At 39.3% G+C, this 19,843-nt stretch carries 13 protein-coding genes; 10 read left to right on the top strand and 3 right to left on the bottom strand.

The window, feature by feature from the left end; translation table 11 throughout:
* Positions 1-5: 5 nt before the first annotated feature.
* The 6 genes from CA2015_RS00755 to CA2015_RS00730 all read left to right on the top strand — a co-directional run bounded on the left by CA2015_RS00755 (position 6) and on the right by CA2015_RS00730 (position 7,588).
* Positions 6-1,487, top strand: coding sequence for a RagB/SusD family nutrient uptake outer membrane protein (locus tag CA2015_RS00755; RefSeq protein WP_048640156.1), 1,482 nt, complete (start codon positions 6-8; stop codon positions 1,485-1,487).
* A gap of 30 nt (positions 1,488-1,517) precedes the next feature.
* Positions 1,518-3,020, top strand: coding sequence for a sulfatase family protein (locus CA2015_RS00750; RefSeq protein ID WP_048640155.1), 1,503 nt, complete (start codon positions 1,518-1,520; stop codon positions 3,018-3,020).
* Between the two features lie 12 nt (positions 3,021-3,032).
* Positions 3,033-4,178 (top strand): sialidase family protein, encoded by a 1,146-nt coding sequence (locus tag CA2015_RS00745; protein ID WP_048640154.1) that lies wholly within the window; start codon positions 3,033-3,035, stop codon positions 4,176-4,178.
* Entirely contained in the window at positions 4,175-5,113 is a 939-nt protein-coding gene (locus CA2015_RS00740; RefSeq protein WP_048640153.1) for a dihydrodipicolinate synthase family protein, read from the top strand. Before CA2015_RS00745 ends, CA2015_RS00740 begins: the two co-directional genes overlap by 4 nt.
* Before the next feature lie 23 nt (positions 5,114-5,136).
* Positions 5,137-6,147, top strand: a complete 1,011-nt coding sequence (locus CA2015_RS00735; RefSeq protein WP_048640152.1) for a hypothetical protein — start codon at positions 5,137-5,139, stop codon at positions 6,145-6,147.
* 253 nt (positions 6,148-6,400) lie between these two features.
* Complete coding sequence (locus CA2015_RS00730; protein WP_048640151.1) at positions 6,401-7,588, top strand: sialidase family protein; 1,188 nt, start codon at positions 6,401-6,403, stop codon at positions 7,586-7,588.
* 73 nt (positions 7,589-7,661) lie between these two features.
* Here the strand turns inward: CA2015_RS00730 and CA2015_RS00725 are convergent, their stop codons facing one another.
* Positions 7,662-8,537 carry an AraC family transcriptional regulator gene (locus tag CA2015_RS00725; protein WP_048640150.1) on the bottom strand — a complete coding sequence of 292 codons (876 nt, stop codon included), beginning with the start codon at positions 8,535-8,537 and terminating at the stop codon, positions 7,662-7,664.
* Between the two features lie 107 nt (positions 8,538-8,644).
* Positions 8,645-9,085, bottom strand: coding sequence for a c-type cytochrome (locus tag CA2015_RS00720; RefSeq protein ID WP_084011577.1), 441 nt, complete (start codon positions 9,083-9,085; stop codon positions 8,645-8,647).
* 98 nt (positions 9,086-9,183) lie between these two features.
* Between CA2015_RS00720 and CA2015_RS00715 the strand changes: the two genes are divergently transcribed.
* Positions 9,184-10,494, top strand: a complete 1,311-nt coding sequence (locus CA2015_RS00715; RefSeq protein WP_048640149.1) for an amidohydrolase — start codon at positions 9,184-9,186, stop codon at positions 10,492-10,494.
* A gap of 455 nt (positions 10,495-10,949) precedes the next feature.
* On the opposite strand, the gene CA2015_RS00710 is transcribed toward CA2015_RS00715, so the two are convergent.
* Positions 10,950-12,197, bottom strand: coding sequence for a glycoside hydrolase family 2 TIM barrel-domain containing protein (locus CA2015_RS00710; protein ID WP_048640148.1), 1,248 nt, complete (start codon positions 12,195-12,197; stop codon positions 10,950-10,952).
* 208 nt (positions 12,198-12,405) lie between these two features.
* On the opposite strand from CA2015_RS00710, the gene CA2015_RS00705 reads away from it, so the two are divergent.
* The 3 genes from CA2015_RS00705 (at position 12,406) to CA2015_RS00695 (ending at position 19,839) form a co-directional block, all read left to right on the top strand.
* Positions 12,406-16,299: a glycosyltransferase family 2 protein gene (locus CA2015_RS00705; RefSeq protein ID WP_048640147.1), complete on the top strand. Its 3,894-nt coding sequence runs from the start codon at positions 12,406-12,408 to the stop codon at positions 16,297-16,299.
* A gap of 456 nt (positions 16,300-16,755) precedes the next feature.
* Positions 16,756-18,246: a hypothetical protein gene (locus CA2015_RS00700; RefSeq protein WP_240477900.1), complete on the top strand. Its 1,491-nt coding sequence runs from the start codon at positions 16,756-16,758 to the stop codon at positions 18,244-18,246.
* Between the two features lie 57 nt (positions 18,247-18,303).
* Positions 18,304-19,839 carry a N,N-dimethylformamidase beta subunit family domain-containing protein gene (locus tag CA2015_RS00695; RefSeq protein WP_048640145.1) on the top strand — a complete coding sequence of 512 codons (1,536 nt, stop codon included), beginning with the start codon at positions 18,304-18,306 and terminating at the stop codon, positions 19,837-19,839.
* Positions 19,840-19,843: the final 4 nt, after the last annotated feature.

Raw genomic sequence — 19,843 nt, 5'->3', positions numbered from 1 at the left:
GAATCATGAAAAACTTAAATATAGCTTTAATTATAAGCCTATTTCTATTCGGCTCCTGCTCCGATCTGCTGGATGTTTCACCTACGAGTGTGATTACCACGGAGTCTTTCTGGAAGACAGAAGGGGATGCAGAAGGTGCCTTGATTGGTATGTATGTCAACCTCAGAAGTATTTCTACCTCTACCTTGTATTATCTTGGAGAAGCAAGAGCCGATGTTGTAGCCCTTGGGACCGTGGGCGATGGCGGATGGGCCAAGTATTACACCAACCGCTTGCAACCTGACAATGCAGGGCCAAGTTGGCAGAGTTTGTATACGCTGGTAAATAGTGCCAACTTAATTCTCAAGTATGTGCCGGGAATTGACTTTGCATCTGAGGAAAGGAAAAACACCATCTTGGCGGAAGCATACACAATGAGAGCATTTACCTATTTTGTAATGACGAGAACCTGGGGGGATTTACCCTTGCGTATGGATCCAACGGAAAGTGAAAATCCTGAGTTGACGCAAATTGAAAGAACCGCACAAAGTGAGATTTTTCAATTCATAAAAGCCGATATTGATAAAGCTTTACAGTTGTTTCCTGACAATAGTTACGCAGAAAACAAGATGTTCTGGTCCAAGCCAGCCACTAGTGCACTTAAAGGAGAGGTTTACCTTTGGACGGCAAAACAAATGGGAGGTGGCAACGCTGATCTCCAAACTGCATTGGACGCGTTAAAGGATATCCAAAACACAGATGTAGACTTATTGGATAATTTTGCGGATGTTTTTGATTATGACAATAAAGGCAATAAAGAAGTTATTATGGCTGTAAGATTTGCCGAACTCGAATCTGCAGGTAATAATTATTTCAACGCCATGTATCTCATTGGAAGTGCTATCCCTGCCAATATTTCTTCAGAAGCAAGGGAAACAATAGGAGCAATAGGTGGAGGGAGCAATAATATTACAGTTCCTACAACATATGTTAAATCCTTGTTCACCAATGATGATCAAAGGAAGGATGCCTCCTTTTATGAAATATACACTATCGGGGAGAATGAAGCCTTGACTTATTACACAACAATAGTAACAAAGGGAAGTGGTACCGTAATAGGGGGTAGTAGAAATTTTATTGATGACATTATTTTATACCGGTATGCTGATGTTTTATTGATGATTGCAGAAGCCAAAAATGCGCTGGGTGAGGATCCGTCAATGGAAATTAATCAGGTGAGAATGAGGGCATATGAAGACCAGTTCGATAATTATGCCTTTACATCAGGTACTGTAGAAGAAAACAATGAGATAATCCTTGAAGAAAGGTTAAGAGAATTGGCTTTTGAAGGTAAAAGATGGTGGGATTTAGTGCGATTCGATAAAGCCATCGAAATGCTTCCTACATTAAGTGAACAAGCCAATCCTGAACAAAAAATCCTATGGCCGATCTCTACTAGTGTTTTGAGTTTGGAGAATAAAGTAACTCAAAACCCAGGTTATGAATAAAGGTTTGAAAGCTTGAATACTTGGAGACAAATGATTTTTAAACAATTTAAAATTGCGCTGATATTAACGGTGTTTTCTAGTGGAATAAATTTTGGATGTAATTCCAAAGAACCACAAAGAGCCTCGCCAAATATTTTGTTGATTGTTTCTGAGGACAATAGTTCAGATTTGGGATGTTATGGGAATAAGCTCATACACACTCCAAATCTGGACAAGCTTTCTAAAAATGGGGTTAAGTTTCTCAATGCTTATACCACTTACGCAGTTTGTAGTCCATCGAGAAGCAGTATTTTCACAGGATTATACCCGCATCAAAACGGTCAACTCGGATGGGCGACCCACTATTACGCACTTTATTCCGGGATAAAAGTTTTGCCAAATTACCTTAAAGAATCAGGCTATAGAACTGGAATCCTAGGTAAGGTTCACGTTAATCCTGCAGATAGATTCGACTTTGATTTTTCCGCATTACCCGGTTCCAATTTCCAAAAAGAAAACTTGAAGGATTATGCCATACAAGCAAAGAAATTTGTCAACCAATCAGAGAACCCTTATTTCTTGATGGTAAATTTGCCGGATGCACACCTGCCATTTCAGAATGAAGTGGAAGGCTTACCTACGCTTAAAGTAGACCGAAATAATATTAAAGAAACACTTCCTTTCGTAGGCGTTAATAATGAACGCCTGCTGGATCAAACAGAAGCCTACTATAATTGCATGAATCGATTGGATGAATCTATCGGAATGTTGTTGGATAGTCTAGGTGATATGTCCAATACCTGTATCATTTACCTAAGCGATCATGGGGCCCAATTTAGCAGGGGGAAACTTACCAATTATGAAGGCGGTTTGAAAATCCCCTTTATTATTTCCTATCCTGAAGAGATAAAGGAAACTGGTTCAAGCAAGGATGAGTTGATCTCCGTAATTGATATCTTACCGACTGTTTTAGATCTTGCTGGGATTTCAGGTGATTTTAATTTTCCAGGTAGGTCCTTAATGGATTTATTTACAAAGGATGGGGATGTGACAAGTTGGAGGACATATCTGGGAGCAGATGGAGAAGGTGCCTCACCTGTATTTTATTACCCTAGAAGGAGTATAAGGGGGGAGCGATACAAACTTATTCAAAACATCGATGTTGGCAGAGGGGAATTTCCTGCTTTTTCTGCCTATGCTGATCCTGATTTTGGGTCCGGTGCTACGATTGAAGAAATTGCAGCTTCTGACGAAAGGATTCGTCAGGCATATGAAAGGTGGAGAAAGCCTCCTGAATGGGAGTTATATGATCTACAGGAAGATCCCTGGGAATTTGAGAATTTAGCTGATAAACCAGAATTAGAGACAGTTTTAGTATACATGAAGGAAGCACTTTCAGCTTGGAGAAGGGATACAAATGATCCGTTTTTATCAGCAGATAAACTAAGAAATTACACCTTTGAAATGGATTCAATAAACAACCTTTACCCCGATCATAGTTACCGAAAGGTAGAGGGATTTAAATGGGATTACTTGGATTACCTAAACAATTAACCGTTAGTTATTATGAAAACCTTGTGGGCGAGTTCCTTTATTTTCCTTATGCCGGCCTTTTGGCTGAGTTTCTTCCCTCAGAAATCCTCAGTTAAAACGGTCAAAAGTAAAAGTCTTAAGGTGGAGATACTTCATCGCTACATTGCCATTGATAATGTGTGCGCATGGCCTAACCTTACAAAGCTTGGGGACGGGAGTATTCATGCAAGTATCTTTAACCAGCCCAGTCATGCCAGGAGAGAAGGCAGTGTGGAGGTCTGGTCTACATTGGACGGAGGGAGATTTTGGAATAAAACAGGTGTGGCTGCAAAAAATGAGGTAAGTACCAACCGCATGAATGTAGCCGCTGGTAAAAACCAGGTAGGTGATTTGGTAGTAGTGGCTTCTGGGTGGGAATTAAAAGATTCAGGATCTGCTGAAGGCAGCAAAGAGCTTGTAGGCGTGCTCCGTGCCTGGGTGTCGTTATCAGCGGATGGTGGAGAAACATGGAAAATTTATAAAAATGGTTTTCCAATTGCAGAAAACGGAATGACTCAATTTATTCCTTTTGGGGATGTTTTAGAAGCGGCTGATGGAAGCCTAAGGGTACTTGCCTATGCGCAATCACTAGATAAAAGCATCAATAAAGTATCCTATTTTAGGAGTGATGATCAGGGAAAATCCTGGATTTGGGTGTCTCATTTAAGTGAAGGAAAAGGGAGTACATTATTCTCTGGGGGACACAATGAAACAGCATTTTTTCAGACGGGTCCCAAAAACTGGATAGCAGCTGCTAGAAGATGGAAAGCAGGAGCTGCTATGGATTTGTTTGTGAGTGAAGACGATGGAAAAACCTGGGTATTGAAGCGTCAATTGACAGATGAACAGCAGCATCCTGGTCATATAACAGCCTTAGCAAACGGAGACCTATTGCTCACTTATGGAAATAGGAAAGATGGTCAATTTGGTGTGGCTGCTAAGTTTAGCAAGGATAAAGGTAATACATGGTCTGAGGAATATATATTGGTAGATGACCTTAATAGCAGGGATTGCGGCTATCCATCAAGTGTGCAGTTAGAAGATGGGAGCATTTTGACAGCCTTTTATGCTGACGGTACTGAATCGCATCAAAGGTACCATATGGGTACAATAATTTGGAAAAAACCTGATCAGCTATGAAGTCCTTTTCGGCAGAAGAAATACATGGGGTTTGGGGTACTGTATTGCTCCCCATTTTAAAAGACCAGTCCATCGATTGGGAGGTTTTAGAACATGCATTGAAATTCACCCTTGATGCCGGCTTAAATGGAATTTATACCAATGGGTCTGCAGGAGAATTTTATAACCAAACAGAAGCAGAATTTGATAAATTAAGTGAATTAGTAGCACAGGAAGCAGAAAATGCTGGTGTCCCTTTTCAATTGGGTTGTGGACATCTCAATCCGCTCCTTTCTCTTGAGAGGGTAAACAGGGTGAAGTCATTTTCTCCTTGTGCCCTTCAGGTTATTCTACCGGATTGGATAAAAACCAATAATAAGGAGACGCTTAAATTCCTGGAAAAGACAGCAAGTGCTGCAGCCCCTATAGGACTAGTGATTTATAATCCACCACATGCCAAAAAAAAGCTTCTTCCAGAGGACTATGCAAATATTTTAATGGAAGGGTTACCTGTAGTCGGATGCAAAACAGCGGGAGGGGATAAAGAATGGTATTCAAAAATGAATAACTTACCCAAGCACTTTTCTTATTTTATCCCAGGCCATTTCATGGTTACAGGCATCACTCAAGGAGCGAAAGGGACTTACTCTAATATAGCCTGTATGCATCCTAAGGCTGTAATAAAGTGGTACCGAATGATGCATGAAGAACCTGAACGAGCTCAGCTCATTGAAAAGCAGCTTTCGTTGTTTTTTGAGAGAGAAATATTGCCGTTGATATTGGAAGAAGGTTATTGTGATGTGGCCATAGATAAATTTTTAGCTAGTATTGGGGATTGGTCAATGACTGGAACTCGATTAAGGTGGCCATATTCAGGTATTGATCCAGAAAGAATAATAAATAAACGAAGAAAATTAAATAAATATGTTCCTGAATTTTTCAAGGAATTAGATTAAATAAAATAAACCTACTATCCATTATGAAAGCTAGCTTTTTACTTTTAATAGTTATTTTCCTCCAGTTGACCCCTGGATTTTCTAACGAATCGTTGAAAGATTCTTTAGAAGTAGAAAAAATATGGGACAAGGCGCCCCACAACGCCTTTCCTGATATGATCAGGTTTAAAGGATCGTTTTATATTGCCCTTAGAGAGGGGAATAACCATATGCCAGATAAAAGTGGGTCCATCAGGATCTTAAAGTCAAAAAATGGTGAAGATTGGCAAAGCGTTACCTTGTTAGAAGAAGATGACCGGGACGTTAGAGAGGCTCGATTGTCAATTACACCGGAAGGCCGTATCATGGTGCTGACTGCCGTCGGTGTATATGAGGGTGGGTATAAAATTTTGTATCCCATGGTTTCATTTTCTGATACCAAAGGAGAGAATTTTTCTTCCCTACAAAAAGCCACCATGGATATGGAACCTTCCCTCGATTGGATATGGAGCCTGACATGGCACAAAGATGTGGGCTATGGGATAGTATACCAGAATAAAGTGGGAGGATGGGAAGTGCACTTGTTAAAAACCACCGATGGGATTAACTTCAAACATGTTTCACAATTACCGATTGATGGCAATCCCAATGAATCCACTATAAGGTTCGATAAAGAGGGAAAGATGTATGTTTTGGTAAGAAGAGAGGCAGGAGATAAGATGGGTGTACTCGCTAAAAGTGACGCTCCTTATAAAGATTGGACTACCAAGAAATTAACCAAGCAACTGGGTGGACCCAATTTTCTTTTTTTGGATAAAAATACCCTTGTCATGGGGAGCAGGGATTACCGAAAAACGGGTGCTAAAACGGTTATTCATATGACTGATCTTGAAGGCAATATTAATAAAACAATGGACTTGCCAAGTGCTGGGGATACAAGTTATCCGGGGATGGTCATTTATAAAAAGAAGCTTTGGTTTGTTTATTATTCCAGTCATGAAGAAAAGACCAGCATTTACTTAACCAAGATACCGCTTAAAGAACTAAACCAATAAGGGATATTGGTTAAACCCGAAATATGCAATAGACAATCTATTACGTGCTGAAATCGATTTAAAATCAGCAACTTCGTTACTGTTTTCAATTTCACCATAGCGGTGCTATGCTAAAATCTCCAAACAGCCTGATTTTCTTGCGATTGCAACACTTCCCGTAAACACGGGACAGGCTTCACTCCTGACCATTGTCAGGGCGGAGAAATTCTATTACATAATCCGGGTTAAACATCACAACTAATTAATTATACACATGAAAAAACACTTATTAATAATTGCTGTTTTAATTCTAAACAGCTTGTCTGTGGAAGCTTTCGATCCAGCAGATAGTACTAAAGTAGCAGCGCCTGCAACTAAAGTAAAGGATTTTATTATTTATCAGGACCAAACCTATTATGCTACCTTCCCTTCCGTAGTTAAGAAAAGTAATGGAGAATACCTTGTAGCTTTCAGAAGGGCTCCTGACAGAATAGTAAACTTTAAAGAGAAGGGAAATAGTCATGTAGACCCAAATAGCTATTTGGTAGGAGTGACTTCAAAGGATGGGGTCAATTGGACCAAAGAACCGGAATTGATTTATTCTCATGCATTTGGGGGGTCGCAGGATCCATGCCTATTGCAATTAAAAGATGGTACCCTACTTTGTGCCAGCTATGGTTGGGCATTTTTGGAGGATGATGGTTTGGAAAACATAAGGAAACCACATTTTGCCAATAGTAAAGGTACGGTGTTTCTAGGTGGTTACTTGGTTAAATCTCTTGATGGAGGAGATACTTGGAAGGGGCCTATTTACCCACCATCTATTGAGCCTGAGGTAAACTATACCCCAATGGGGAATAAAGTGCCAGCCTATAACAGAGGAGCCTTGTATGAAGGGAAAAGTGGAAGGATATTTTGGGTTGTTGCAGCAAGTGATACTGAGAAAAGAGGAAAAACCTCTAATTACCTTTTGGTTTCCGATGACAAAGGAAATACTTGGGAACACCTAAGTACTGTTGCTGTAGATGATGAGGTAATCTTTAATGAAGCTTCTGCTTATGAAACTCCTAAAGGTGATATCATTGCTTTTATTCGTACAGCTAAATTTGATGATCAAGCAGTTATTGCACGATCAAAAGACGGAGGTAAAACCTTTGAGAAATGGGAATCAATGGGATTTCAGGGACATCCACTTCAGGCATTGAGATTACCTGATGATAGGGTGTTTTTGGTTTATGGATACCGCCACAAGCCTTATGGTATCAGAGCAAGGATTTTAAATCCTGAATGTACCGATTTTGCCACGGCAGAGGAGATTATTATCAGAGAAGATGGAGGAAGCACAGATATAGGCTATCCATGGGCTGTGAATATGGGAGAGGATAAAGTATTGGTAACTTATTACTTTAATATCGACAATAAGAACCGACACATTGCAGGAACAATTCTTAAAATAAATTAACCATTACCAACCAGTCCAATTTGCTATTAAAGCCCCTATAAGGAAACTTAATTAGCAAGTTGGACTTTTTTTACTAAGCTACTTCCTGAATATTGACCGTTTTTCTAAAATCGGATGGGGTCATTTTTTTAAGTTTTTTAAATTGCCGGTTAAAATTCGCCAGATTGTTAAACCCACAGGCAAAAGCTACCTCTACAATATTCATGTCTTCATTAGACAAAAGTTTACAGGCGTGTCCTATTCTGACTGTATTTAGGTACTCTATGAAAGTGATCCTATATTGCTCTTTGAAGAAATTACAAAAAGTAGTGACACCCATATTGGCCATAGAGGCGATTTCAGACAGGGTGATTTCCTGATCAAAATTAGTTAGAATATGGTTTTTAATTTTAGTCAGCCTATCAGACCCTTCAGGTTCACTGTCTATATAGCCAGGGCTGGCTAGCAATTGATATTCTTTGTTTCTTGAAAGGATATCAAAAATGGAAAGAAGACTTGAAAGCCGTTGGATTCCATTCATATGAACCATCTCCGTCATCAAAGCAGTGATTTTTTCCTTTGTTTTCCCTGTAAACGCCATGCCTCTGCTAGCAAGGCCTAGTATACTTTTAATGTTTTCCATCTCTGGTATCTGTAGAAAATCAGCGCCTAGAAAATCTGCTTGAAACTGAATAACTATGGCCTCTGCGTCATGATCAGCCTCTCCCTTTGTGTAAACAGGATCGTTGAGCCAAACATGTGGAAGGTATGGTCCCATACAAACCAAATCCCCAGGTTCAAAATAGCCAATATGATCACCAACCATTCTTTTGCCGGTACTCTTTAAAACCAATACCAATTCGTATTCCGGATGATAGTGCCAGGGACAAGGGAAATAAGGTCCTTTTTCCTTAAAGACTATAAACGATTTGTCAAATTCTTGCGGTAGCCTAACTTCTATGGTTTTCATAGCTCTTTTGTTTAACCCTATTAATTTAGAAAAAATAGAAGCAAATGGAAACTACTGTGTGGCAAAAGGTGATATAATAGTATAAAACAAAAAAAATCCATTAAGAATTAATGCTGGAATTCCAGAGATAGAATATAATAAACCATGGTTTGCGCATCTTCAAAACTAATATCAGGATGAGGGGCCATCACGGGGTTTCCCCAAGAACCAAAACCCCCGGAAATGATTTTCCTTGCCAGTAAATCCCTATAGGCAGGTTGTATGGGATAGCGCTTGGCAATATCTTTAAAGGCTGGTCCTTTGGATTTTTTATCTATTCTATGACAGTCGTAGCAGCCGGCGTAGGCGATAAGTACCTCACCCTTAGAGAGTACACTGTCGGGAACATGTTCATCCTTTCCCGGGATTTTTCTTATGTAGTTTTTTTGGCGGATTTCACCTTCGGACAGAATTTGCTCCTCCTTTTCATTTGAATTACATGAAATCAATAGCAGACTCAGGCAAATAAGTGAAAAAGAAATCCATCTATTGGGTAATATTTGAAACATGCTCAAATTTAATATAAAAGATAAACTTGTCCTTATTTTTTTAATCAAAAAAAGGCAAGCCATGGCAATCTACTGCTTGATTATTTATAAATTTGGGTATGAGGAGATTATTTAGGTTTACGTTTAGTTTGGCAAGTTTTGCCTGTCTCTGCCTAGCAGGGCAAGCTCTTGCCCAGAGCAAATTAGAAAAAAGGGTTAACGAGAATGCCAGCAAGGTAGAAGGGAAGGTGATTGAATGGCGTAGAGATTTTCATGAGCATCCTGAACTAGGAAATGAGGAAACCAGAACAGCCGGAATAGTAGCTACCCACCTGAGAGCATTGGGTATGGAGGTCACCGAGGGAGTGGCTGTTACAGGTGTGGTAGGAATCTTAAAAGGAGGGAAGCCAGGACCTACAGTAGCTTTACGAGCAGATATGGATGGATTGCCTGTTACCGAACGAACTGCTGTTCCTTTTAAATCCAAGATAATGACCACTTATAATGGTCAGGAGAGTGGAGTCATGCATGCCTGTGGGCACGATTCTCATATGGCCATACTGATGGGAGTGGCTGAAGTTTTGGCAGAAATGCAAAAAGACCTTAAGGGCACAGTGAAATTTATTTTTCAACCTTCAGAAGAGGGTTTGGAGGACAAAACCATTGATACCTGGGGTGCCAAACAAATGGTAGAAGAGGGTGTGATGACAGATGTTGATGTGATTTTCGGATTGCATATCAATTCTCAAACACCAGCAGGGGTTATCAAATACAAACCGGGACCGGCTATGGCTGCAGTAGATGAGCTAGAAATTACCGTCAAAGGAAAGCAAGCTCACGGTGCTTATCCATGGTCTTCCATAGATCCTATTGTTACTGCTTCACAGATCGTGATGGGATTGCAAACAGTAGTGAGTAGAAACGTGAAAATTATAGAAATTCCAGCCATTGTTACCATAGGAGCAATACATGGTGGAGTTAGACACAATATCATTCCCGAACAAGTAGACATGATCGGTACCATCCGTACTTATAGCCAGCCTCAACAAGAGCTTATCCATCGGAGAATTAGAGAAATAGGAGAGCATATTGCAAAAAGTGCCGGAGCTGAAGCAGAGGTGTCCATTAAAAAAATGTACCCGGTTACTTTCAATGATGTAGATCTGACTGCCAAAATGCAACCAACTTTAGAAAGAGTTGCAGGTAAGGACAATTTGTGGGTGCATGATCCTGTTACAGGAGCCGAAGATTTTAGCTTTTTTCAGTTAGAGAAACCAGGTTTGTTTTTCTTCTTGGGTGGAATGCCTGTAGATGGAGATCCTGAAACAGCCCCTTCCCATCATACACCAGATTTTTATCTGGATGAAAGTGGCTTTGTATTAGGCGTCAGGGCATTGTCACAGCTGACATTAGACTATATGAACCTTTAAGCCTACTGTAATAGGCCTAGATTTCTAACATTTGTCCTGTTGGAATATGATAATTGGATTTAGATTTATCAGGATTAATTTTGCTAGTAATCCCTATACCATCAGTTAAACCCGAAATATGCAATAGACATTCTATTACGTGCTTAAATCGCTTTAAAATCAGCCACTTCGTTGCTGTTTTCAATTTCACCATAGCGGTGCTATGCTAAAATCTCCAAACAGCCTGATTTTCTTGCGATTGCAACACTTCCCGTAACCACGGGACAGGCTTCACCCCTTACATTGTCAGGGCGGAGAAATTCTATTACATAATCTGGGTTAAATCGTTTCTTAGAAGGAATAATTCTAAAATTGAGGTCGGAGTGAGTTAAATTACGGAAAGGATAGCTATACCATCCTTTCCGTAATTACCCAATAAAAATTTCAGAGACATGGATATTCCGGAGTTCATTATGCTATTGATTAACTACATAAAAAGGAAGGTTATGAGAAGTGTAATTGCCACTGTCATCTGATATATACACATAAATTCTGTATGGGCCTTCGTTTTTTGGGGTCCTAAATTTCAGCGTAGATGCACTATCGGCTTCCATTAGGTAGCTCATGTTGTGTTGGTAATCATCAAGTTCATAAAACTTGGCCTCTTCAGGTCTTATTTCCCACTTAAATTTCAGGGCTGATAAATCATCAAAATCTGTTATAGGAAAGGCAAAATACAAGGAATCTGCAGCCAGGTATTGATTGCTTTGTCCGGGTCGGTCGTTAAAACTAATGTTAAAAATTTCAGGTAGATTGCTATGAAATGCTTCACCTTTCCAGAGACTTTGTATGTATTGTACAGTCTCTGAGTTCTCCCCTTCGGTAGAAAACTGGCTAAACCAAGTATCAGTAATTTCAAACTTATTCCCCCAGTAGAAGGCATAACTCCCTAAAAAAGAAGTGGTATCCTGATTCATTAATTCCCAATATTGTTGTAGAAAGTTAATTTTTTGCTTGGTGCTCAGCTCATAGGGTGCACCCCATGCTGTGTCTTTTACTTCCCAGTGACCAGGTACTCCCCATTCTGAGAAAATGTATGCTCTTCCCCATCCTTTGTTTTTATAATTTTTATTGTCTTCAAAGAAGTGCTTGATCAATCCGAATCCATTATATCCTAATATATCGACATCTGGCATCAGGTATTTTCCTCGTCCTATCGTTTTGACATTTATAGCTGTCATGACGGGATGATTGGGATCTGTTTTTTTGATCATCTTGGCAATTCTGTTGATGGTATAATATATCAAATACCTTGACCCCCCTTTTAAACTGACTTCATTGCCCACCCCCCACATCAGGAGCGCAGGATGATTTTTGTATTTTTCTATAAAAGGCTTTAATTCTTCTATTTTTTTATTGACTTCAAGAATATTCCAATATTTAAAATCTTCACCCCAATAAGGCCGACCAATTTCCAGTCCTAGGGTAACCGTTAAACCTAATGCTTCCGCTTTGTCCAAAATTTCACCCGCATTGTGTACGCTCCAGGTTCGAATAGAATTGCCCCCATAAGCTGAAACTTTTTCAAGATTATCAATGCCACTAGCCCCTTTTATAAAATAGGGGTTCCCGTTTCGGTAAAGTTGTGCTTTTCCTTCCGTGTACCTTACTTCTACTGCAGGAGAAATAGTTAAATCATTATCATATTTACAACTAATAAGCATTGGTAAAATACAAATAATATAAAAATAAGTAAGATTCGATTGTATTATTCTAATCATGATTTCTGTTGAGCTTAATTAAAATATTTGAAAGGTAAAAAAGATATGCCTTATCTTAATTTGTGCTGTAAATGTAAGTAAAAAATATTCAAATATAATAAATTGCTTTTTAAATATAATTTAGTGTTATTTGCATTAAATAATAATTCTTATGAAAGCAGCAGTTTTAAAAAGAAAGGTGTTGAATTTTTTGTTTTTAAGCACTTTTGTCATTTTTATATTTGGATTTTTTAAATATGTGGGTGTAGGCCATCCGGTGTTGTATGTACTGCTTGGTATTTCGCTACTTTTTAAGCTAATAAAAATCTTTTTTGAGTGGTATCATTTTTCAACCCTCAAAACCAAAGGAAGGCCTGAGAAATATGCTGGTAAAAAGACCTATACTGTAGATATGTTAACTACTGCATGTCCAGGTGAACCTTTTGAGATGATTGAAGCAACGCTTAAGGGCATGGTGTCGGTAAGGTACCCACATACCAATTATCTTTGTGATGAGGGTAATGACCCTAAGCTTAAGGCACTTTGCAATAAATTGGGTGTAATCCATATTACCAGAGAAACCCATGAAAATGCAAAAGCCGGAAATATTAACAATGCTCTAAAGTCTGCCAAGGGTGAGTTATGTGTAATTCTTGACCCAGACCATGTTCCTTTTCCTGACTTTTTAGATTATGTGGTTGGTGCGTTTGATGATCCTAAGGTGGGCTATGCTCAGGTAGTACAGGCCTACAAAAATCAAGCTGATTCACTGGTCGCTCAAGGAGCCGCAGAGCAGACATACCTATTCTATGGGCCATATATGGAGGCTATGAGTGAATATGGAACAGCACAGGCTATAGGTGCCAATTGTACCTTCAGAAGAGTGGCTCTGGACTCAATTGGAGGGCATGCGGCAGGATTAACTGAGGATATGCATACTTCAATGCTTTTACACGCCAAAGGTTGGACATCTGTTTATGTGCCTAAGGTTTTGTCTTTGGGTTTAGTTCCGAATAGTCTCGGTGCATTTTATCAGCAACAACTTAAATGGAGTAGAGGCACTTTTGATCTTTTATTTAATGTGGTCCCAGGTTTGTTCTCAAAATTTTCTTTAAGACAAAAAATTCATTATTCTCTGGTTCCCTTGTATTTTCTTTCGGGCTTGATAGGCCTGGTGGATGTTGGAGTACCTATTTATTCACTGATTTCTGGTGATTACCCATGGGAGTTAAATCCGGTTGTGTTTTTTGCTATTTTTACACCTTTTTTAATAGTTGGCCTTTACCAGCGCTATGATGCCCAGAAATGGTTGCATGACGCTGAAGAAAAGGGAATTCATTTGATGGGTGGCTTCCTTCGGCTCGGAACCTGGTGGATTTACCTCACTGGATTTATTTATACCTTAATCAATGTTAAAGTACCTTATATTCCTACTCCAAAAGAACACTCATCAAAGGGAGATTTTGTTTTGGGTTTACCTAATCTGGTTATCGCATTACTTTCCTTTTCTGCCGCTTTTTATGGGCTGAATAAAGATTGGCAGCCCTACAGTTTCCTCATGGCTGGATTTGCCCTTGTCAATGGCTTTTCTTTTTCTTTTGCCTTTTTTATGGGGCAATCTGACATAGTGAGAAAATCAAGGTACCTTTGGTATGATTTTAAAAATATATTTGTCCTTAGAAAAGCAGAGCTTACCTATGTTAAGCTGAGTACTTTTTCTTTTCCGGTAGCTATAGTTTTGCCTGCCTTTTTTAGCCTTTTTCTGTTGTTAAATGCAGTCAACTTTAAATTGGATCTTTTTGATAAAGTAATTACCTCTGAATTAGACAAAGAAAGAGGAGGGTTTTACCTCGGTATATTTCTCCCTTCATTTGATGATAACTCGGATACAGCACTAATCCATTCAGTTGAACAAAAAACCGGTGCTAAAATGGCCATTGTCTCAACTTACCTATCTTGGTCAGATGAGTCCTTGCCTGTGGATCAATGGGATGCGATAATTCAGGAGGGCCATATTCCCATGATTACTTGGGAACCCTGGACCAATCTATTTGAAAATCAAGAGGAAGTTCCTGAATTAAAAGAAAATAAAAAGGTGTTTAAACACATTACGGAGGGGGTGTTTGATGATTATATCCATTCCATGGCATATGCAATTAAGGCGCTTGATGCTCCGGTTTTTCTTCGGTTTGCCCATGAAATGGATAACCCTATGTACCCCTGGTCAGAAACTGGCGAAAATACACCGGAAGAATTTAAGGAAGCCTGGGAATATATTCATTATAAATTTGAATCTATTGGCGTTCAGAATGTTACCTGGGTATTTAATCCTTGGTCGCCAGCTGCTGTTTCAAGTTATTTTCCTTATGGCAAAGATAGTAGCATTACTGAACTTGTGGATTGGATAGGTCTGACAGCTTTGAATTATGATTCAGCAGCTATCCATCATAAAAGCCTTACTTTTAAAGAGATTTACCTTCCTTTCAGAAAGGAAATAAAGCAACATCAATTGGAACTTCCTGTAATGCTGGCAGAATTTGGTGCCACAAACTACAGTTACAATGCAGCAGGTTGGGTAAATGAATCACTTCCGCAAATTCGGGAAGATTACGCCGAGATTAATGCATTGGTGATGTTTTATAGTGACAGGGATAAGAATTGGATTACTAATTGGAGACCTGATGCAAAAGCTTCAAATATAGACTGGACTTTTGATCTCGAAAGCGTGGCATCGGAACTCCAAAATTTTGATCCAATAGATTTAAATGGTGGATTTTCATCAAAAGTTCAACTTGCTTCTGAGAAAAGAGTAGGGATTGGTGAGGATAAAGGAGGTTTTGTCATGGATATCTCGGGAGAACCTTTTTATATGAAAGGAATTTGTTACAACAACGGTCATGACTGGGAGGAAGGGTTTAAACCCCTTTCAAGAAAACAGGTTCAAGAAGATTTTAATAAAATTAAGGCCTCGGGAGCAAACACCATAAGAAGGTATGAGCCCAGTATTTATGATAGAAATATATTCAAGGAAGCAAATGCCCATGAATTAAAAATTATGTATGGTTTTTGGTTTGATCCAAAAACTGATTATTTCAGTGACCACAGTACTTTAGCGGACTACAAGGAAAAAGTATTAAAAAATGTCAGGAAAAATAAGGGTCAGAAAAATATTATAGCCTGGAATATTGGCAATGAAACATGGGGCCTACTTAAGAAATATTATGGAGAGCCATACTTGACCATCGTCCGAAGAAAGTATATCTCCTTCTTGGAAAATCTGGCAGTTGAAATTCATGAAATAGATCCAAATCGCCCTGTTTTTTCTTCAGAGGAACATGATAATGTTAGACTGTTGGCTGCTATTCACGACTTTAAACATTATGCGCCTTCTATAGATGCCATAGGAGTGAATTCCTATTATGAAGACAATATCAGCCAATTGAGTGAAATATTTCAAAAATATTATCCGGAAAGCCCTTATGTAGTGACTGAGTTTGGCCCAAAAGGTTATTGGAATAAAGAATTGGGAGATTTTAGAAATGATACCCTGCTCATAGAACTTTCATCGAAGGTTAAAGGGCAATCTTATCAACACCAATGGGAAACGCATATAGAGGGCAATAAAGGTAAAAATCTCGGTGGTTTTGCCTTTAGCTGGCAGGACAGGTTTGAAGGAACAGCAACCTGGTTTGGAATTACAGATTTTAATGGAAACTTAAAGCCTTCTTACCACTTTTTAAGCAGTGCCTGGAAAAAAGAAGGTATTCCTGAAAATGCTTTTCCTGATTTATATATCGTTGGTCAATGGCAAAATTTAAAAGCTGGAGAGAAAATATGGTTAAGTGCAGCTACTTTGAATGATTATCCTGGGAAATTGAAGTATGAATGGAAAGTCTATGAAGATGAAACATGGAAGAACTACAACCCTGTGCTCAATGAGAAAGAAGCTTTCCAGTACGTAGAAATTGAAATGCCAAAAAATAAATCCAGAGTTTACCTGTATGCCTATGATGAACATGGAAATGTCATTACCGCTTCAAGACCATTGGTGGCCGCAAATTATTGACTTCGTAAAGGGCATTGGGTAATCCCATTGCCCTTTTTTTTAATATGCATTCTGTAATGTTTTTTTAGTTTCTTGCGCCTAGCTCAGATGATACAATAAGGGTCGAAATGGATTCTTATATGACCAAATAATAGATCGATTGAATCTTTAGTTTCATTAGTTAGAACCTTTTTTTTGTCAGCCTGAAAACAAGAAGGAACTTGAGGGTTTTTACTTGAAATATGCGGTTAATTGAAATTGTATTGCTTGTTTTAATTTGAATAAAATAAGGAAAACCCTATCCATAGGCATTCAATTTTACTGACTATCCCCTAAACCTTGCATTAATATAATATTGAAGCCTAAAAAGTAAAAGAATTCCCTTTTTTACCTAAATCTGATTATTTTAGGTAAATAATGTACTACCCAATACTTTTATCAATCTACAAAACCACAAACAACCAAAACATGATTACAATGAATATCGCCGATTGGAATTTTAAGTCAAAGCTCGAGAAATACTTGTGCTTATTACTCACTTTAGTTTTTTTAATAACAGGGGTAGGGAACCTTACCGCACAAAATGAAGGAGCAGCAAAAATTTTTAAGGCAGGTGCTGCCCTAAGTGTAATTACTCCTAAAATTGGCACCTCAATCAATGGTAATTTTCAAGAAGATTTTGCCAAACATATCCATGATGACACTCATGCCAGGGGGTTGGTTTTAGATGATGGAAATACAAAAATAGCAATTGTAACATTGGACCTGTGTATGGCCTATAGGGAAACCTTAGACAATGCCAAAAAAAGAGCAGCGTCTTATACAGATATTCCCGTAGAGAATATGTTGATTTCCTCTATTCATACGCATTCCGGAGGTACAGCATGTTCCGTTTTCGGAAGTACCTATGATCCAGAATATTTGGTCTTTTTGGAAGAGCGGGCCGCTGATGCTATCATTAGAGCGAATAATAACCTGGAACCAGCAAGGATAGGCTGGGGCGTAGGTCAGGAGCCCAGTGAAGTATTTAACCGTCGATGGAAATTGAAAGAGGGCAAAACTTTTACCAACCCATTTGGTGGAGAAGATAAAGTAAGGATGAACCCAGGTTTTGAAAACCCGGACCTTTCAGGTCCTGCGGGTCCAATTGATCCGGAAGTGCCTATTATTTCTGTTCAATCATTAAGTGGGGAGCCCATTGCCTTACTTGCTAACTATTCCTTACACTATGTAGGAGGTACTAAAAGTGGGGATATTTCTGCTGATTATTTCGGAATGTTTGCCAATCGAATTGGTGAAATGATAGGAGCAGATCGTCAAAACCCTGAATTTGTAGGCATAATGACCAATGGTACTAGTGGGGACATCAATAATATAAATTTTGGTGGACCAGCGCCAAAACCCGTGGAAAAGTATGAGAAAATGGCCATCGTTGCCAATAAGGTAGCTGCAGAAGCTTATAAAGTATACCAAACCATTACCTATCATGACTGGGTGCCGTTGGCAAGTGCACAAACAGAAGTATCACTTGGGGTAAGGAAACCAGATGCTGCCGAACTAGAAAGAGCGAAAAAAATCGTAGCTGAGGCAAAGGGACCACTTCTACTTAAAAGAGATGAGTTATATGCAAGAGAAACTATTTTTCTAAATGACTTTCCTGACCAAAAGCAATTGATCCTTCAGGCACTACAAATTGGAGATTTAGCGATTACAGCTGTTCCTTGCGAGGTTTTTGTGGAAATAGGCTTGGAAATAAAAGCCAAAAGTCCTTTTCAACAAACATTCAGTGTTTCTCTGGCAAACGGCTACAATGGCTATCTTCCTACTCCCAAGCACCATGAATGGGGTGGTTATGAAACATGGAGGGCACGGTCCAGCTACCTGGAAGTAAACGCATCAAATGTGATTACCTCTAATTTATTGGGTCTTTTAGACAAGTTGAAATCCTCTTCGATAACTTCTAAGTAACACTTAGAATAATTATCGAGATCTTAATAGTAGAAGAAACACCATCAATTTCTAAAAATGGCTAAGAACAATAAACTCACCAGGAGAGACGCAATAAAATTAAGTGCAGGTAGTGGATTTGCTTTGGCATTGGGGTCCACACCCGCTTTTTCCAATCCTGCTACTAAAAAGAAAAACCTTATACTGGAAGAAAACAAAAAGGAAGGGACCAGCTCTTGGCAGTTGACCAGAGTAAGACCCGACGAAAAACAATACCGTTCTACACTGATAGAAGGGTATTGTTCCAGACAAAGTCTAACGGCGGGAGAAAGTTTGGACATCATGGTGTCAGTTGATCCGGAAGAGGATTTCCAGATTGATTTTTACCGTACAGGCTATTATAATGGAACTGGAGGCCGATGGATGAAAAAGACAGGTCCTCTTAAAGGTAAGCGACAGGCCACTCCTGCTCCAGGTGAAAAGAATATCCACGAATGCAAATGGGAGGTTTCCACTTCTATAACGATTCCTGAAGAATGGCTGAGTGGAGTGTATTTGGGTAAATTGCGCACCTTGCCTAAAAGCCCTTCAGCGCCTTATTGGGAAAGTTATGTGATATTTATTGTCAAGGATGAGCGCGAAACAGATTTATTATTTCAATGCTCCGACAATACTTGGCAGGCCTATAACAAATGGCCTAATAATTATTCAATTTATACCCATCCAAAGGGAAACCAAGGCCCTTGGGCGCAGGTAAGCTTTGATCGGCCCTATGCTCGTCAAGGACAATATGATGCCATTGTCAATGATCCGCTTTCCTTCGGCTCAGGAGAATTTATTTCATTTGAAATGCCATTTTCCTATTTTTTGGAGAAGCATGGTTATGATGTAAGTTATTGTTCCAATGTAGATTTGTTAACCCCTGACAGAGGACTAAAAGCCAAGGCTTTCTTAAGCATTGGGCATGATGAATATTGGGACATTAGGCAATTTAGAAGTGTGGAAAAACTTAAAGAACAAGGAGTAAATTTATTGTTTTTCTCCGGCAATTCTATTTGTTGGGTGGCACCCTATACCTCAAGTGAAGCCGGCCAACCTAACCGTAGGATATTTAGAGGCGGGCCTTATGGTGCCAATAATGATTATGCAGTATTGAGGGAAAAGTTAAATGGCCCTTTTCCCGAACGAGGTCCAGATGAAGGGCTCTTAATGGGCGTAAGAAATACAGAACCTATTAATGGTGGAGGGGATTGGACAGTGAAAAAACCTGACCATTGGATTTTTAAAGGTACAGGCATGAAAAAAGGGGAAAGTATTCCCGGGCTTATCGGTTGGGAGTATCAGGCAGATGCGGCAGACATTGAGGGATTAGAAATTGTAGCGGAAGGTACGGCCTGGCAAGGTGGGGATAACCCATGTCCCTACCAGTCAGTTGTTTATCCGGGTCCAAAAGGCAATTTTATTTTCAGTGCAGCAACCATTTTCTGGGCAATGGGATTGAGTAGCCCTCCTGGACATACCTTGCCTTGGTCCCATTATAGTAGGCCGCATGGGCCAGATCCTAGGGTGCAAAAGATCACCCATAACTTACTAGAAAAAGCCATAAACTCATAGTAAA

Source organism: Cyclobacterium amurskyense (assembly GCF_001050135.1).
In the GTDB taxonomy this organism is placed as follows: Bacteria; Bacteroidota; Bacteroidia; order Cytophagales; family Cyclobacteriaceae; genus Cyclobacterium; species Cyclobacterium amurskyense.
This window is presented reverse-complemented; position numbering and strand designations above follow the sequence as displayed.

Coding starts and splice junctions, on each gene's coding strand:
- CA2015_RS00755 (WP_048640156.1), top strand. CDS start 6: ATGAAAAACTTAAATATAGCTTTAATTATAAGCCTATTTCTATTCGGC.
- CA2015_RS00750 (WP_048640155.1), top strand. CDS start 1,518: ATGATTTTTAAACAATTTAAAATTGCGCTGATATTAACGGTGTTTTCT.
- CA2015_RS00745 (WP_048640154.1), top strand. CDS start 3,033: ATGAAAACCTTGTGGGCGAGTTCCTTTATTTTCCTTATGCCGGCCTTT.
- CA2015_RS00740 (WP_048640153.1), top strand. CDS start 4,175: ATGAAGTCCTTTTCGGCAGAAGAAATACATGGGGTTTGGGGTACTGTA.
- CA2015_RS00735 (WP_048640152.1), top strand. CDS start 5,137: ATGAAAGCTAGCTTTTTACTTTTAATAGTTATTTTCCTCCAGTTGACC.
- CA2015_RS00730 (WP_048640151.1), top strand. CDS start 6,401: ATGAAAAAACACTTATTAATAATTGCTGTTTTAATTCTAAACAGCTTG.
- CA2015_RS00725 (WP_048640150.1), bottom strand. CDS start 8,537: ATGAAAACCATAGAAGTTAGGCTACCGCAAGAATTTGACAAATCGTTT.
- CA2015_RS00720 (WP_084011577.1), bottom strand. CDS start 9,085: ATGTTTCAAATATTACCCAATAGATGGATTTCTTTTTCACTTATTTGC.
- CA2015_RS00715 (WP_048640149.1), top strand. CDS start 9,184: ATGAGGAGATTATTTAGGTTTACGTTTAGTTTGGCAAGTTTTGCCTGT.
- CA2015_RS00710 (WP_048640148.1), bottom strand. CDS start 12,197: ATGCTTATTAGTTGTAAATATGATAATGATTTAACTATTTCTCCTGCA.
- CA2015_RS00705 (WP_048640147.1), top strand. CDS start 12,406: ATGAAAGCAGCAGTTTTAAAAAGAAAGGTGTTGAATTTTTTGTTTTTA.
- CA2015_RS00700 (WP_240477900.1), top strand. CDS start 16,756: ATGAATATCGCCGATTGGAATTTTAAGTCAAAGCTCGAGAAATACTTG.
- CA2015_RS00695 (WP_048640145.1), top strand. CDS start 18,304: ATGGCTAAGAACAATAAACTCACCAGGAGAGACGCAATAAAATTAAGT.